The 14282-nt window shown below is 70.8% G+C and carries 12 protein-coding genes; all 12 read right to left on the bottom strand.

Annotation, left to right across the window (positions count from 1 at the left end):
* Positions 1–22: 22 nt before the first annotated feature.
* On the bottom strand, positions 23–1345 hold the full coding sequence (locus ACGFR7_RS05715) for a pyruvate carboxyltransferase (protein ID WP_393313424.1): 1323 nt from the start codon (positions 1343–1345) through the stop codon (positions 23–25).
* Positions 1342–2994, bottom strand: coding sequence for a PhpK family radical SAM P-methyltransferase (locus ACGFR7_RS05710; RefSeq protein WP_393313421.1), 1653 nt, complete (start codon positions 2992–2994; stop codon positions 1342–1344). Before ACGFR7_RS05710 ends, ACGFR7_RS05715 begins: the two co-directional genes overlap by 4 nt.
* Before the next feature lie 50 nt (positions 2995–3044).
* Positions 3045–4445, bottom strand: coding sequence for an aldehyde dehydrogenase family protein (locus tag ACGFR7_RS05705; RefSeq protein WP_393313418.1), 1401 nt, complete (start codon positions 4443–4445; stop codon positions 3045–3047).
* Positions 4446–4517: 72 nt separating this feature from the next.
* Positions 4518–5405, bottom strand: coding sequence for a carboxyvinyl-carboxyphosphonate phosphorylmutase (bcpA, locus tag ACGFR7_RS05700; RefSeq protein ID WP_311624217.1), 888 nt, complete (start codon positions 5403–5405; stop codon positions 4518–4520).
* A 74-nt stretch (positions 5406–5479) separates the two neighbouring features.
* Positions 5480–6667, bottom strand: a complete 1188-nt coding sequence (locus ACGFR7_RS05695) for a hypothetical protein (RefSeq protein ID WP_393313416.1) — start codon at positions 6665–6667, stop codon at positions 5480–5482.
* On the bottom strand, positions 6664–7998 hold the full coding sequence (locus ACGFR7_RS05690) for a CMP-5'-phosphonoformate--3-phosphoglycerate phosphonoformyl transferase (protein ID WP_393313413.1): 1335 nt from the start codon (positions 7996–7998) through the stop codon (positions 6664–6666). Before ACGFR7_RS05690 ends, ACGFR7_RS05695 begins: the two co-directional genes overlap by 4 nt.
* Positions 7979–8536: an adenylyltransferase/cytidyltransferase family protein gene (locus ACGFR7_RS05685; RefSeq protein WP_393313410.1), complete on the bottom strand. Its 558-nt coding sequence runs from the start codon at positions 8534–8536 to the stop codon at positions 7979–7981. The genes ACGFR7_RS05690 and ACGFR7_RS05685 overlap by 20 nt, the downstream gene beginning before the upstream one ends.
* Positions 8533–9738 (bottom strand): phosphonopyruvate decarboxylase, encoded by a 1206-nt coding sequence (aepY, locus tag ACGFR7_RS05680; protein ID WP_393313408.1) that lies wholly within the window; start codon positions 9736–9738, stop codon positions 8533–8535. Before aepY ends, ACGFR7_RS05685 begins: the two co-directional genes overlap by 4 nt.
* Positions 9735–10676, bottom strand: a complete 942-nt coding sequence (aepX, locus tag ACGFR7_RS05675) for a phosphoenolpyruvate mutase (RefSeq protein ID WP_393313405.1) — start codon at positions 10674–10676, stop codon at positions 9735–9737. The genes aepY and aepX overlap by 4 nt, the downstream gene beginning before the upstream one ends.
* A gap of 43 nt (positions 10677–10719) precedes the next feature.
* Positions 10720–11730 (bottom strand): C-terminal binding protein, encoded by a 1011-nt coding sequence (locus ACGFR7_RS05670; RefSeq protein WP_393313403.1) that lies wholly within the window; start codon positions 11728–11730, stop codon positions 10720–10722.
* Between the two features lie 10 nt (positions 11731–11740).
* Complete coding sequence (hepD, locus tag ACGFR7_RS05665; RefSeq protein ID WP_393313400.1) at positions 11741–13072, bottom strand: 2-hydroxyethylphosphonate dioxygenase; 1332 nt, start codon at positions 13070–13072, stop codon at positions 11741–11743.
* Positions 13063–14268: an iron-containing alcohol dehydrogenase gene (locus tag ACGFR7_RS05660; protein WP_393313397.1), complete on the bottom strand. Its 1206-nt coding sequence runs from the start codon at positions 14266–14268 to the stop codon at positions 13063–13065. Before ACGFR7_RS05660 ends, hepD begins: the two co-directional genes overlap by 10 nt.
* Between the last annotated feature and the right edge of the window lie 14 nt (positions 14269–14282).

Below are 14282 nucleotides of genomic sequence, written 5' to 3'. Positions count from 1 at the left end.
TCCTCGCGCCGGTCCCTTCATGTCAGCCCACTCCTTCCTCGGTGGCGAACACCTTCTCGACCACCGGCTCCAACTCGTCCCACTCGACGGCCGAGACCCGGCCGGCGTCCCACTGCCGGCCCATCCAGGCCAGAACCTCCGCGACCCGCGGGTCACCCTTCTCCAGTTGCAGCCCGAGCCGCTTTTTCAGCACGAACAGCAGCCCCGCCTGGCCGGAGTCCTTGGTGAGGGCGACGTCCAGCTCCCGGCCGGTGAGCAGCGGGGCGTTGAACGGTGCGTACATCCACCAGAACTTGTTCAGGCCGTCGGCGTGGATGCCGGCCCGGGTGACGTAGGCGTCGCGGCCGAAGAAGGGGTACTTCTGCGACGGGCCGGATCCGATGCCCTCGTACAGCTCCACGAGCTTGTTGACCGCGGGCAGGTTGACCCGGGCCCCGGACCAGTAGCCCATCCCGAGCAGGTGCACCATGACGGCCTCCAGCGGCGCATTGCCGGTGCGTTCACCCGTGCCCAGCGTCGTCCCGCTGATCACGCCGCAGCCCTCGCGGATGGCCGCCAGGCAGTTGGCGACGACCAGCCAGGTGTCGTTGTGAGGGTGCAGCTCGATCTGGGACGGGGAGAGGCCGAAGCCGCGCAGCAGCCGGATCCAGCGCGGGATGCTGCGGGGCAGGCTCACGTCGTCGTAGGGCAGGCCGATGCCGAGGGTGTCGCAGACCCGGAAGCGGGGCTGGAGTTCGTCCGGGTAGCGTTCGGCGACCTTCAGTACCTCTTCGACCAGGGCGCGGACGAAGTCGGCAGAGGAGCGGGTCGTGTCCTCCAGGTGGACGCGGGGCCGGATGCCGTGGTCGAGCGCCATGGTCACCGCGTCCAGGTACATCGACGCGGCCTGGGTCCGGCCGCCCGAGCCGAACTTGTGGAAGGTGTGGTAGTCCGAGGAGGAGCTGAGCAGACCGGTCTCGGTGACGCCGATCCGCTTGATCAGCTCGACGTCCTCCCGGCGGGCCCGGATCCAGGTGGTGGGCTCGATCGGAGCGCCGTCCCGGTGCCTTTCCAGGGCGTAGATCAGGGCGTTGCGGTCGGAGTCGCGGTAGGGGAAGAACTCGGCGTGGCGGATCGCCGTGGAGTCGTCCGTGATCTCGCAGAGGATGTCGTAGATGCGGCGGCTGGTGTCCAGCGACAGGGGCAGCCCCCCTTGCTGGCCGTCCCGGTGGGTGGTCTCCGACAGCCACACCTCGTGCGGCAGAGTGATCGGCCGCATGCCCTCGTCCCAGGCGTACTGGGGGAAGGCGTCTTGAGGGAAGACCTCCGGGAAGTACTCGGGTTCCTGAGGATTCTGGACGGTCATCGAAACTCACTCCCTGCGGTGCGGTAGCGGGCGGGTGCCAGGTCCAGGCCGGTGACGAAGTCGCGGAACCGGCGCTCCGCGGTGGCGGCCTCCGCCGCGCTGCCGCGGGAGACGTTGGCCACGGTGAGCGGTTTGGCGAGGTCGAGGAACCGGACGATCTCGGCGTGGTTCATGCCCTTGCCCAGGAGGTAGGGGACGCCCCAGAAGTCGAGTCCGTTCACGGGCATCCAGGCGGCGTTGACCACCGAGTCAAATATCTCGTCGGCGGCTTCGAGAGCCTGATGAGAGTTCATGGTGCGGTGCGACCAGGTGTGGCCGTTGCCGGTGAGGTCGAACTGGGGCGCCCGGACGTGGATGGGCGTGGACTGCATGTAGTACCAGTGGTTGACCGCGAAGGTGTCCGGACCCGCGGAGTTGATGAAGTCGATGGTGTTCCGCACGGTCTGGGGGCTTTCCCCTGGGAAACCGACGACGAACGAAGCGTGAGTGAAGATGCCCCGGGCCTTGAGCTGTTCAATGCCGTTCTGGTAGTGCGCCGTGGTGGCCCGCTTGTCCATGTTGAGCAGCACTTGGTCATCGCCCGACTCGATGCCGAGCAACACGCCCCGGCAGCCGGAGTCGTACATCAGGTCATAGACGTCGGGGTCGCGGGCGTGGCCGCAGCGGAAGTACGAGAACCACTCGATCCCGAAGTCGCGGCGCACCAGCATCCGGCACAGGTCCTTGAACCGGCGCATCGGCACGTTGAAGGTGTCGTCGATGAAGGCGACGCGCTTGACCCCCAGGTCGGCCAGTTCCTCCAGTTCGCGCTCGACCGTGGACAGGTCGGCCAGGGTGAGGGCGCCTGCCCGTTCCGGGTAGTCGCAGAAGGCGCAGCTGAAGGCGCAGCTGCGGGCGGTGCGGGTGGACAGCGTCGGCCCGAGGACGGTGGGGTCGAAGCGGTTCCAGCGCACCGAGAAGGCGTTGAGGTCGTTGACCTCGGGGCGCTTGCGCGTCAGCCGCCATTCGCCGGTGGCGGCTGAGCGCAGGAAGACGTTGGGCACCTCCGTGGGGGCGTCACCGTTGACGATGGCGCCGACCACGTCTCCCAGAGCGGCCTCGCCCTGGGACTCCCAGACGTAGTAGTCGGCTCCGACCCGGTCGAAGAACCGGTTGAGCTTGTCGCCACGGCCCGCCCGGCACTGGTTGTCGACGAGCGGGCCGCCGACGATGATCGGGACGTTCGCGTTGTGCCGCCGGATGAAGCGGATGATCTCGATCACCGGGGCGGGCATCATGTAGAAGGTCGTGGTGATCGCGACCGATGCGGGGTTGTCGGCGAGCAGTTTGACCAGCTGGTCCTGCTCGAAGCTGAAGCTGTTGACGAAGTCGGCCGGATGGCCGTGCTCCTCCAGGTAGTTGACGAGGTACAGGGTGCCCAGACTCGGCAGCTCGGAGACGGTGTACGCGTGGTCCGTTCCCGGGCCCTCGTTGCGCACCAGGCTGAGGGCGTCCATGTACGAATAGTGGCTGCCGCCAAATGTGATCTTGGTGCGGAGCATGCTGCGGATGGGCGCGGGCAGGTCGTCTCCCCCGTGCTCCAGGGCAAGTTGCAGCTCCTCGCCGGACATGTCGGTCTCGTGGTAACCCACGACTATGCAGTGCTTCACCGTCTTCTCCTTTCGCGGAACCAGCTGAATCAGCCGCCGGCAGGGGGAAATCAGTTGGTTCCGTAGGGGCCGGGGAGGGTCACCGTCTTGGTCACGGTCATCTCGGCGATCGCGTACCGGATGCCCTCCCGGCCGATGCCACTGGCCTTGACACCGCCGAAGGGGATGTGCGGCGAGTCGAAGTGGGGGCCCTCGCCGAGGTTCACGGCGCCGACCCGCAGACGGGCGGCGATGTCCCAGAATTGGGCGCTGTCCCGGGTGACCACGCCCGCCTGGAGGCCGTACGCCGTCGAGTTGGACAGCCGGACCGCCTCGTCGGCACCGCGGACCCGGATCACCGGCGCCACCGGGCCGAAGGTCTCCTCGCGCACCAGTTCCGTGTCGGCCGGTACCCGGTCGAGCACGGCGGGGCGCACCAGCGCGCCGTCCCGTTCGCCGCCCGTGACCAGACGAGCGCCGTCCCGGACCGCGTCGGCGATCCGGCGTTCCACCACGAGCGCCGCCTCCTCGCTGATCAGGGGGCCGAGGTCGGTGTCGTTCCGTCGCGGGTCGCCGGCCTGTTTGCCGGCGACCTCAGTGCTCAGCAGGTCGGTGAACTCGTCGGCGACCTCCTCCCAGACGAAGAGCCGCTTGATGCCGCGGCAGGACTGGCCGGCGGTGGCGCAGGCGCCGCCGGCGGCCAGCCGTGCCGCGTGCGGCAGGTCGGCGTCGGGGAGGACGAACAGCGGGTCGTTGCCGCCCAGTTCGAGCAGCTGCCGCTTACCTGCCGCCAGTGCGGCCACCGAGTGACCGGTGGCGACACTGCCGGTGAAGGTCACCATGGCGACGTCCGGGTGGGACGCGAGGAGCGGTCCCAGTTCGCCGGGGTCTCCGGTGACCACGCCGAGCATGTCCTTGGCGCAGCCGGCTTCGATCAGCAGATCGGCGAAGGCCAGTGCCGTCAGCGGGGTCTTCTCCGATGGTTTGAGCAGCAGCGGACACCCGGCGGCCAGGGCAGGCGCCGCCTTCACCACGACTTGGTTGAGGGGCCGGTTGAAGGGCGTGATGCCGAGGACGACACCCACCGGCTCGGGCAGCGTGACGGCCAGCCGGGTGCCATCGGGCAGGGGGATGGACTCGCCGCGGATGCGTTCCGCCTCCGCGGCGGCCACCTTGAGATTCCCTGCCGCGCGGGACACTTCGCGCAGCGTCTCCTTACGGCACACCCCCGACTCGGCCGTGATGAGTGCCGAGAACTCCTCCGCCCGGGACTCCAGCAGGGCGGCCGCGCGGCCCAGGACGGCCGAGCGCTGCTGCGGAGTCATGGCACAGCGCGCCGCGGCCAGCGCGGACACGGCGGCCGACGCCTCCGCCGCACCGTCCCGCGGCACGGATCCGATGGACTCGCCCGTCCAGCGGTCGTACACAGTGAGGTGGTGGCGGGCAGGCTGCAGTGCTCCATCGACGAACATGGTGTCTCCCGTGCCGCGTGGGATCGAAGGAATTGCTGAGGACTTCGGGGGAGTTGCCAGTAAGGCCCGGGGTCAGTCCTGGTCGCGGACGAAGCGAGCCTCAAGCTCGGAGATCTTCGAGTACTCGAAGACCTCGAAGAGTTCGGCGAAGGACATCTTCAAGCCCATGTCGTCCCAGAACTTCTGGGTGGTGCCGGCCTCCCTCAGCTCGGTGAACAGCTTGCGCAGCACCGAGGCGGCGGCCATCCAGCCGGACAGCGGGTAGATCGCCAGGTTGTAGCCGATCGACTCCAGTTCCTTGGTGGTCAGCCAGGGCGTCTTGCCTCCCTCGACCATGTTGGCCAGCAGAGGGGCGTCGATCTCGTCACGTACCCGCTTCATCTCCTCGACGTCGAGCATGGCCTCCAGGAAGATGCAGTCGGCGCCGGCCGCCACGTACTCGCGGGAGCGGCGGATGGCCTCGTCCAGGCCGAACGACTCGCGGGCATCGGTGCGCGCGATGATCGTGAAGTCCTCGTCCTCGCGGGCCTCGACGGCCGCCTCGATCTTGCCGGTCATCTCCTCGGTCGAGATCAGCCGCTTGCCTTCGAGGTGGCCGCAGCGCTTGGGGTTCACCTGGTCCTCCAGGTGGTAGCCGACGATGCCGACCCGCTCGAACTCCCGGGTGGCCCGCCACACCGACATGGCGTTGCCGTAGCCGGCGTCGGCGTCCATGATCACCGGCACGTCCACGGCGAGCACGATGTTCTTGGCGTTGGTGGCCTGCTCCGAGACACTGGTGAAGCCCAGGTCGGGGAGGCCGAGCATGCTGGCTGACGTGCCCGAGCCGGTCATGTGTACCGCGGGGAAGCCGGCCTGCTGGATGACCTTGGCGCTCAGAGCGTCGTACGCACTGGGGACGACGAGGATCTCGGGGGCGTTCATCAGCTCGCGGAACGTACGTGCCTTGGTCACGGCCATCTGTTCTCTCCTCGGTGTGCTGTGTCGGAGCCGGCGCGGGGCCGCACCAGCGGTTCATGGGAGTCAGGGGCGGATCACGGGGCCGCCACGGACTCGTCGAGCCGGAGAAGCTGGTTGTACTTGGCCAGGCGGTCGCCGCGGCGCGGACCGCCCACCTTGATGAGCTCCGCGCCGACCGCAACGGCGAGGTCGCACATCGCGGTGTCCTCGGTCTCGCCCGAGCGGTGAGAGACGGAGAGCAGCATCCCGGCGCGGCGGGCCGCCGCGGCGGCGGCGAGCGTGGCGGTGACGGTGCCGGCCTGGCTGAGCTTGAGCAGGATGCCGTCCGCCTTCCCCGGCTCGATCCGGGTCGCGTCGGTGGCGAACAGGTCGTCGCCCACGACGCTGGTGGTGGCCGGGAGAGCCCCGCGCAGCCGGGCCCAGCCGACATCGTCCGCCGCGTCGAAGGGGTCCTCCAGGAAGCTCATCCGGAAGCGGTGTGCCAGGCCGGCCAGGTGGTCGGCGAAGTCCGGGGCGGTGAGGACCCGGTCGCCGAACCGATAGCGTCCGGGCTCGGTGAGCAGGTGTTCGGCTGCCACGTCGACACCGAGCGTGCACACCTCGGTGTGGCCGGTTTCGGTCACCGCAGCCTGCAGCAGGTCGAGTTGTTCGGCGCTGTCCAGCGGGACCATCAGCCCGCTGGAGGCGGAGAGCGTCACGGGCCCGAAGCGGCGCTCGACGCTCCGGTGGGCGGCGGTGAACACCCGGTCGGCCACCTCGATGTCGGTGTGGAGCCGACCAGTGGCGGGCAGCACCATCACCTGCTGGAACCCGCGCGGTGGCCCGGTGCGGTGGATGCCGCCGGAGAACACGTTGACCATCAGCCGGGGCAGCCCCGGCGCGGTGAGGCCCCCGTACAGCTGCCCGAGGTGGGTGTGGAGCGGGATGCCCCGGGCTGCCGCGTCGGCCCGGGCGTGTGCCAGGGACACCGCCAGGGTGAGGTCCGAGCCGGCCTCGCCCGCCTCGTGCAGGCCGACGAGCCGTGTGTCGCACTGCTGTTGTCCCTGGACGGTGCCGTCGGTGAGCGCCGCGGACACGGCCGGAGCGGTGATCGGGCCGAGTGCCGGCTCAGGACCGCGTCGCCGCTCCAGCCGGCCAGGGGCGATCGCCCGGGGGGCGGAACCGGTGCCGGTGTGGCCGGAGGCGAGGGTGACCTCGGCCTCCAGGGTGACGCGGGCCCGGGAGTCGAGGATGCCGCGAAGCCTGACGGCGGTGATCGTCATCCGCGCTCTCCGTCCGGCGCGTGCAGCAGGGCGGCCAGGAGGTCGCTGGCACGGTCCGCGCCGAGCGTGCCGCCGAGTGCGGCCTTCTCGCCGAACCCGGCCACCCGGTCGGCGGCCACCCCTGGGCCGACGGCGACCGCCGGCACCGGGTCGGGGCTGTGGATGCCCAGTTCGCAGGGGGTCGCGTGGTCGCAGGTGACGACCAGCGTGTCGGCCGGGGTGAGCGCGTCGGCCAGCGGACCGACGAAGTGCGCGTCGATCTCCTCGATGGCCCGGACCTTGTCATGGGGCCGACCGTCGTGGCCGGGCTCATCCGGGCCCTTGAGGTGGACGAACACCATGTCCGCGGGGTCGGCGAGCAGTTGGGGCAACAACTGCCGGTAGTAGTCGGGCTCGCTCTGGCCGCGGGCAGGCCGGGAGCGGGTGAAGCGTGCCCCGATGAGCCGGGCCAGGCCACGCTCGGCGGGCACCTGACCGTACATGGACAGCGACAGCCCGGTGCGTTCGGTGAAGCCGGGCAGCTTGGGCAGGGTGTCACCCGCGTCCCGCACCAGCAGCAGGTTGGCGGGGCGCCGGCCGGCGGCCCTGCGGCGCTCGTTGACCGCGCTGCGCTGCATCACCTCGGCGCTGGCGCGGACGAACCGGTTGACAAGCCGTGCCGTGGCCGCGGCGTCCGGGCCCTCGCCGAAGGGCGTGCAGGTGGCCGGGGTCGCAGCGGGGGTGTTCACGGGGACGCCGAACGGGCCCCGGCTGACGAAGCCCGGGTCGGTGTTGGTGACCTGACCGGACAGCGGAACCGTGTCGCTGGTCAAGGCGAGGATCCCGCGGTGCCGGCCGAAGCCGGTGAGGCGGAAGGCGACGTCGTCGCCGAGCGTCACCTGTGCGGTGATCTCCTCGACCAGGGCGGTCTGGTCGTCTTCCTCGAGGTCGCGGGAGGTGCGCCGGTCGAGTCGTCCGGTAGCCGGGTCCCAGCTGGCGAAGTTGACCCGGAAGGCCACCGAGTAGCCGTCCGGCTGCCAGAAGTCCATGCCGAGGCCTTCCAGCGGGCCACGTCCGGTGTAGTGGGTGACCGGGTCGTAGCCGAGCAGGGCCATGGCACCCGAATCGGACTCCGGGGGAATGCCGGGAGCGATCACCTCCAGCACGGCGGAACTGCCGCGCCGGGCAAGGATGTCCAGGTGGGGGGTGGCCGCCGCCTCGAAAGGGGTCAGGCCGCCGAGTTCGGCCACCGGCCGGTCGGCCCCGCCGCACAGGACGGTGATGAACAGCCGCCCCCGGGACGGTGCGGCGCCCGGCTCGGCGGGGCGGGCGTCAGCCCCGGATGCGCTCATCGATTCCACACTCCTTCACGACCTTCGCGACGGCGGGCGGCACCAGGTGCTCCCAGGGCTCTCCGGCGGCGATCGACCGGCGGACCCGGCCGCCGCTGATCGGCTTGTCCTGCTCCGTACGGCGCCACATGACCTCGGTGCGTAGCCCGAGGGCGTGGAACCGGTCGAGTTTCGCGTCACCCCAGTCGTCGTAGACGGTGACCAGGTACCGGGCATCCGCGGGCGCGTAGTGCGCCAGCCGCTCCGGGAAGCTGTGCGGGAACGGGACGATGCGCAGGCGCTCGCGGGCGATCCCGGCCTCGGTGAGCGCGCCCTCGACCATGAGGTAACGCTCGTAGAAGGTGCACGGGTTGGACTCGGGAAGGCCACGCTCGGGGTCGGTGGCCTCGTCGGCGGTGCTCCATGGATCGGGATTGGTGATGCCGACGATCAGGGTGTGGCATCGTTCGGCGCCGGCCAGCAGGTACTCCAGGTGGCCCAGGTGCAGGGGCTGGAAGCGCCCGTGGATGACGCCCGTCCCGGCGATCGGCGCGCTCATCGGTCACCCGCCCTTCCGGCCGCGGCCGGGGTGCCGGAGCCGACCGCGGGGGCGGGCCATGGCTCGGTGGCGAACTCACGGAAGCGGCGGGCCACTTCGTGCGGCTGGACCTTCGGCCGGCCCAGCGCGGCCAGCGACCCGGGTCTGATCGGCAGGTGGATGAGGGTGGGTCCGTCCGTGGTGAGGGCACCGACGAGTGCGGCGGTCAGGTCGTCGAGGGAGCCGCAGGCATGGACCGCCCGGTAGCCGCAGGCGGCAGCCACCGCGGGCAGGTCGACGGCGGAGGACAGGGTCCGCTGGCCCCCGGTGGAGTCGTGGACTCCGTTGTCGAGGATGAGGTGGACCAGATTGCCGGGGGCATGGGCCGCGACGGTCGCCAGGCTTCCCAGTCGCATCAACGCCGAGCCGTCGCCGTCGACGACCACCACCGGCCTGGGCGTGTGCAGAGCGACGCCGAGACCGACGGTGGCCGCCGAGCCCATCGCCCCGACCATGTAGAAGTGCTGATCCCGGTCGTCGAGGGTGTACAGCTCCCGGCTGGTCTTGCCGGTGGTGGACACCACCGCAGCGGCCGGGGGCAGTTCGGCCAGCAGCCGTTCCAGGGCCGCGATCCGGGTGGGTGGGGTGTCGGACACCCCGGTTCGTGCGTGCTGTACCAGCCGTCCGGCCCGGGAGCGGGGTGCCTCCTCGTCCAGCGGCTCGTCAGCGATGACCCCCTGCGGGAGCAGGAAGCCGTACGGCAGTTCGCGGCGTGCCAGCGCCGCACGGCACACGTCGAACTCGTCGCGCAGGGCGTTGGGGGTGTCGGGAAGCAGGGACCACTCCATGTCGCACAGACCGAGCAGATCTCCGGTGACACGGCCCATCAGGTGGTGCTGGGGCTCGTCCTTCTCACCAGGACGTCCCCGCCAGGTGGTGATCACGACCGCCGGAATCCGAGCGGGGTGCAACAGGGAGGTGAGCGGGTTGGTCATATTGCCCAAGCCGGAGTTCTGCGTGATGGCGCACCCCAGCCCGCCGCCGAGCCAGGAGCCGGCGGCGACGGCGGCGGCCTCGCCCTCCTGCGTGACCGTCAGGTACCGCGTCGCGCGGTCGCTGATGACCCGGTTGATCAACGGTGTCAGGTAGGAGCAGGGCACTCCGGCGACAGTGGTGACGCCGAGGCCGGTGAGCCCCGCCAGCATGTCGGACGCACTGATCATCCCTGCACCGCGGCCAGATCGGGGTCCTGTGTGTAGCAGCTCTCGTCCTTCTCCAGGCCCTCGTAGTCGAAGAGGCCGAAGATCTCCTTCAGGGGCGCCACCTGCTCCTCGACGCCGAAGATGCCGCGGTCGGTGCGGATCCGCTGGCACACGTCGCGCATCGCGGCGAACGCGGCCCGCATACTGTGGTTGGCCCAGATGCAGCCGGCGATGCCGAGCGCAGCGAAGTCGTCGACGGACGGCGTGTGGTAGGTGGTGGGCGCGATCAGGACGGGAGTACTGCCCTCCCAGCGCTCCATGAAGGTGGCGATCTGCTGCGGGGTGCTCATCCGGGAGTGGATGAACAGGGCGTCGGCACCGGCCTCGGCATAGGCCGCGGCCCGGTCCAGCGCCTCTTCCATCGGCAGGTTGGAGATCAGCGCCTCGGTCCGCGCCACCACGACGAAGTCAGGGTCACGCTGGGCGTCCTTGGAGGCCCGGATCTTTCCGCAGAACTCAGCGACCGGGGCCAGCTCGTGGCCGTCGCCGAAGAAGGAGTTCATCTTCGGGAAGACCTTGTCCTCGAAGCACACCCCGGCCGCGCCGACCCGCTCCGCGCGGCCGGCGAACCGGCGGGCGGTGTTGAAGTTGCCATAGCCGGTGTCGCCGTCGACGAGGACGGGCACGCCGGGGACGGCGTCGGTCATGGTGCCGACGAGCGTGAGCAGTTCCGTCCAGGACGCCTCATCGCTGTCCCGGACACCACGCGCCGTGGACATGCACAGGCCGGACGCCCACAGCGCCTCGAACCCCTCGGCGACGGCAATCCGGGCGCTCAGTCCGTCGTGCACACCCATCAGCTGGCAGGCGCCTGGGGTGTGCAGCAGGTGCCTGAGCCGGCCGCCGGCGGATCGTGTGGAGCCCAGGTCGCTGCTCGATGCCTGCTCCGTCGCGTTCATGAGTGCCTCCAATGGGGGACGTGCGGTGCTGTGTTGGTTGGGGTCATGCCACGCGGCCCTCGGCGGGCGGACTGCCGTCCCGGAGCACCGAGCGAACCCCCTCGGCCACGCGGCGGCGCAGGCTCTCCTCCGACTCGGCGGAAAGGAACGCGCGGTGGGAACTGACGATGACGTCGTCGCGTTCCAGGAGCTTGCGGGCCACCGGTGATTGGTTGGGGTCCTCGGGGGAGAAGACGTCCGAGGCGAAGCCGCCGAGCTGTTCGCTCTCCAGGGCGCGCAGCACGCACCCCGGGTCGACGAGGGCGCCACGGGCGGTATTGACGAGGAAGGCACCCGGTTTTGCCCGTTCCAGGACGGATCCGCTGATGAGGTTGCGGGTCTCCTCGGTGAGCGCGGTGTGCAGGACGACCGCGTCACACCGTTCGAGCAGTTCCTCCAGTGTGTCGACCGGCGTCACACCGTGGCCGGCCATGACGTCGGCATGGACGTACGGGTCGACGGCGAGCACCTGGCGGTAGAAGGGCTGGAGTTTGCGGGTGGTGGCACGACCGATGCGGCCGAAGCCGACGATGCCGACGGTGCGCGCGCAGGTGCGGCGCGGGATGCCGCCCCGGTGGATCCCCCACCGGTCGGCGCGGACGAGCCGGTCCTGAACGCTGACTCCGCGTTCCAGGGCGAGCAGCAGGGCGAGGGTGTGCGTGCTCACTTCGTCGCCGCAGTAGTCGGGGACGTTGAAGCCGATGATCTGGCTGTCGGCGAGCAGGGGAGCGTTGAGGTTGTCCACGCCCACACCGCTACGGGCGATGACCTTGCATCCGGGTGAGACGGCGTCGAGGAGTTCCGGGGTGACCTGGCAGCGGTAGATGACGAGGGCGTCCGCGCCGCGCACGTGCTGGAGGAAGCGGTCGCCGGAGGTGACGAAGGAGTCTTCGAAGCAGCCGAGTTCGATGTCGATGTCCGGGCCGAGCACGGAACGTTCGACAGCGGCCAGGGCGGGGTCGGGACGGCCATCGGCGTCCAGAGCCCAGGCGGGGTCGGTGTAGACGACGCGCACGGGTCTCCTCCTAGTTGTCGTAGCCCCAGCCGGCCACGTCGCGCCGGCCGCGGCGCAGGGTGACCGTGGGTTCGTAGGTGTTGGTCAGCTCCAGCCAGTCCTGGTAGCCGAGGTGAGCACCGGAGCCGAACTTCAGGACCGTGCCGATGCCGTGCCAGCGGTGCCGGACGAACGGGGCCGTCCAGGCTGAGCCGTCGGGCCCCAGTTCCACCGAGGCGGGGCCGTCGGGGCCGTCCCATTCAAGGGTGAGCCGCCCGTCGGCCACGAAGTAGTGGTTCTCGGCGTGGTCGATCAGATCGGCGCCGTTGCCCTCGCCGTCGACCCGCAGGAAGGTTCCGGTCAGGTCGGGGAGATGGGAGGCGGAAGCCATGGAGGCCGCCTGATAGGTGCCCCAGGCACGCGCCGAGCGACGGGAGTCGTCGATCGTGGTCCAGGTCTTGCCGACGCCGTCGTGCTGATCGTCGGCGGGCAGCAGGACCCGGTAGTCGAATCCGAGGGCGCGACCGAGCCGCCGCATGACGTCGATGCCGTGCTCGGAAAGGGGAGCCCGCACCGCCTCTTCCAGTTCGAGCGGTTCGAGTCCGGCCACCGCGGCGGCGGAGGTGCGGGTGTGGACGCGGCGAGCGAGGAAGAGGTCCAGGACCGGGCCGGCGGTCACCTTGCCGGACAGGGCCTTCAGCGCCTCCTCGAACGCCCCGGGAGACCAGCTGTTCGCCTCTGCCATGAGGGGAGCCACGTTCGACCGGGCGGTGTAGGAGACGATCCGGGCGGGCGCATCGCCGGCGAGCGAGTAGCTGTGCGGGCAGTACGACGGCTCGACGTAGGAGTCGCCCACGATCCAGTGGTCGGTTCCCTGGTTGGCGTGCAGCACCCGCCAGGTCTGCGGAGTGATCTCCTCGCCCCACCGGCCATTGATGTCACCGGGGCCCAGATTGACGGTGATGGCCGGTTCGAGATGGCCGTTGTTGAGCGCGGGCAGCCGGTCGGGCGGGCAGAGGATATCGAGGACGACGGGGGCGACCCGGCCCTCGGGGGCGGCCAGCGTGTAGTAGTTGTAGAAGTGGATGCCGTCACGCTGGATGGGGCGGCGGGAGGCAAGCATCTCGTCCGCGGACTTGTGCACCACGGTGAGGTTGCGCTGTGCGTCTCCGGCGAGCTGGGCGGGTTCCAGGCTCAGGGCTGCGGCCAGGGCGCTCGCCTGCGCCGGGTCGAGACCGCGGTCCTCGTCGGAGAGCAGACGGCGCAGGTCGTCGTGCGGGAGCCCGGCGCGGTCGGCGGTCTGGGCGAGCGTGTACTTGCGGGCATTCATCCAGTGAGCGAGCTTGAACGGGTCTATCCGCACATCTCCTCCGTTTCCGATCGTTCGCCCAGGAGCCGGCTGAGGGACTCTTGGTCCAGCCGGCGGGGGTTGTCGTGGCAGCGCGGGTACGACACGGCGTCCGTGGCCACGGCACGGTGGTCCACGGCGAGGTCGTCGTACCGGGTCAGTCCGCACGCGGCGATGAAGCGCTCCAGGCGGGCGGCGGCCCGGTCCGGCGAGCCGCCGAGCGGAGCGGTGAGTGTGTCGAGCACACGGTGCACATGGCCGGGGCCGCGTGGGTCGGCGCAGTCGCCCGGGGACACCGCGCGGTTGTAGCGGAGCAGCCGGCCCAGGGTCACTCCGCAGGCGTGGCCGTGGGGCAGCCCCAGACGGAGCGTCAGGGGGTAGGACAGGGCGTGGCAGGAGGAGGTCTGGGCGAGGGCGATGGCCCGCCCGGAGTGGTGGGCGGCCTCCTGGAGCGTGAGCCGTGCCGCGCCGTCCAGGGTGCCGTCCTCGACGCGGTCGAGGACCTGGGCCGCCCTGCGGACGGCCGAGACGCCCCAGCGCATGGAGCCCTCGGTGGAACGGATCGACCAGGCTGCCTCCGCGCCCTGGCAGAGGGCGTCCAGGATGCCCGTGGCGAGGTCGCGGCGGCCGAGTCCGGCCAGCAGGCCGGGGTCGAGCACGGCAGCGCGGGGGCGCACTCCGGGCCCGGTGAGGGACAGCTTCCGGCGGGTGTCCAGGTCCCACAGGGTGGCGAACGGAGTGGCCTCGGCACCGGTCCCGGCCGTGGTGGGGACGGCGATGACCTGGAACGGGGCATCGAGATCCGGGGGGACGGTGCCGGTCGCGCAAACCCGCCGTACACGCTCGACGTCGGTGGGGCCGGTGCGGGCCAGAGCCGCCGCCGCCTTCGCCGCGTCCATGACGGTGCCGCCGCCCACGGCCACCACCGCGTCCGCCCCGGCCGCGGACAGCCGGCGCGCGAGCGCGGCGACGCCGGCCGGGGTGGTCGGCCCTTCGTGTACCAGCAGCGTCGGGCCGAGGGGCCGCAGCGCCCGGGTCACCCGGGCCGACCAGGCTCGTCCGGCGAAGCCGGGGCCCACCACCTGCGCCACCCGTGGCGCGCGGTGGCGCGGGCCGAGCACGCGCCGGATGACGTCGGCGAGGGCATCCGCGGCGCCCACCCCTTCGGACACCGTCAGCCAGTCGGCAGCCGCCCCGTCAAGGGAAATCACAGCACCCTCCTTTC

It is taken from the genome of Streptomyces sp. NPDC048516 (genome assembly GCF_043199875.1).
GTDB lineage: Bacteria > Actinomycetota > Actinomycetes > Streptomycetales > Streptomycetaceae > Streptomyces.
This window is presented reverse-complemented; position numbering and strand designations above follow the sequence as displayed.